This window comes from Candidatus Frankia nodulisporulans, assembly GCF_902806475.1.
Taxonomy (GTDB): Bacteria; Actinomycetota; Actinomycetes; order Frankiales; family Frankiaceae; genus Frankia; species Frankia umida.
In genome coordinates this window covers 1-1,292 of the sequence record NZ_CADCWS010000484.1, presented here as the reverse complement: position 1 = coordinate 1,292, position 1,292 = coordinate 1, and the positions used below count along the sequence as shown (strand labels likewise).

Sequence of the window (1,292 nt, the reverse complement as noted above, 5' to 3'; positions counted from 1 at the left end):
TTGGACCCAGCTGCGGGAGCGGGTGGCCCGGCCGGCGGCCTGTCGGACGCTCAGGCCCTCCTGGTAGGCGGCCACGATCGCGGCGCGGGCCGCGGCCGGGTCCAGGCGAACAGCAGGGGTGTTCACCTGGGTGTTCGCCCCTGCTGACGGGGTGTCCCCCTGGGTGTCCACCTGAACAGCCGGGTTGGTGTTCACCTGGACGGCAGGTTCCGGCGACAGCCCGCTGACCTGCGCAATCGCAGGGGTGTTCAGGTGGACAGCAGGGGTGTCCACCCCTGTCGGTGAGGTGTCCACCTGGGTGTTCACCTGCTGCCAGGCGGGGAGCTCCCACCGAGGTGCGCCCTGGCTCGTCACGCAAGCCAGCGCGGTACCGGTGCCGTCACCGTCGCGGGCGGCGGCGAGGGCCGTCCAGGCGGCGGCGAGGGTGTGCGCGGTGCGGGCCTGTACCCGGGCCACCCGCGCCCCGGCGGCGGTCACCGCGGCAAGCCGGGTCTCCTCGGCGGCGGCCTGGGCGGACAGTCGGGCTCGGGAGACGGCGGCGTCGTCGCGGGCCTGGCGGATGGTGCGGATCTCTTCCAGGGCGGTTGGGGTGAGGGCGGTGCGTTCCCACAGGCCGTGGACCAGCCACAGCGCTTTCGCGGCCAGCGGTAGCCAGGCCACCGCCAGCCAGCCCGCCGCCGACGGGCCGACGAGCGCATGGGCGATCAGCACACCGGTGGCGAGGAGGCCGAAGGTCCAGCCCAGGCCGGACACGACACCGGAGTGGTCGCCTTGGGCGGCGAGGCGGCGTTCGTAGGCGAGGGTGGCCAGCCAGCCGCCGTCCATGCCCAGGCCGACGACGGTGGCCACCGGCCAGGGCATCAACGAGCCGAGCCAGCCGATGACGACGGCGAGGGTCAGGGCCATCGACACGACGGTCATCGCCGCGGCGGGGGTGCAGGTCCACTGCTTGCGGCTCATGCCGACACCTCCCCAGTGCTGGTGGTGAGGATGCCGCCCGGGGTGCGGGTGAGCTGGCCGGCGGTGAGGAGGGCGGTGACGGTCCGGCTGACGGTGCCCTTGTGCAGCCCGGTGGCAACACCGATCTCCTGGCCGGTGCGGGCGCCGTCGCGGACGGCGTGCAGGACCCGATCCCGGTTCGCCGTCGGCCCGGACTGGTCCGCCGGGTCTGCGACCAGGGTCAGGTGCCGCTCCCCGTGGCCTGGGTCTGGCGGCGGCGCTGTGGTGTCGGCGTGCCATACCGACGGGGGCAGGGCCTGGACGGCGGTGTCGTCCAACGTCCAGGTGCGGAT

2 protein-coding genes are annotated in these 1,292 nt (G+C 74.3%); both read right to left on the bottom strand.

The genetic code is table 11. From position 1 onward, the window contains the following. Positions 1-960: MFS transporter (locus tag G6R24_RS21005; RefSeq protein WP_225438888.1), on the bottom strand; the 960-nt coding region annotated here is incomplete at its 3' end. Beyond that, positions 957-1,292: MarR family transcriptional regulator (locus G6R24_RS21000; protein WP_163550843.1), on the bottom strand; the 336-nt coding region annotated here is incomplete at its 5' end. The genes G6R24_RS21000 and G6R24_RS21005, both read right to left, overlap by 4 nt.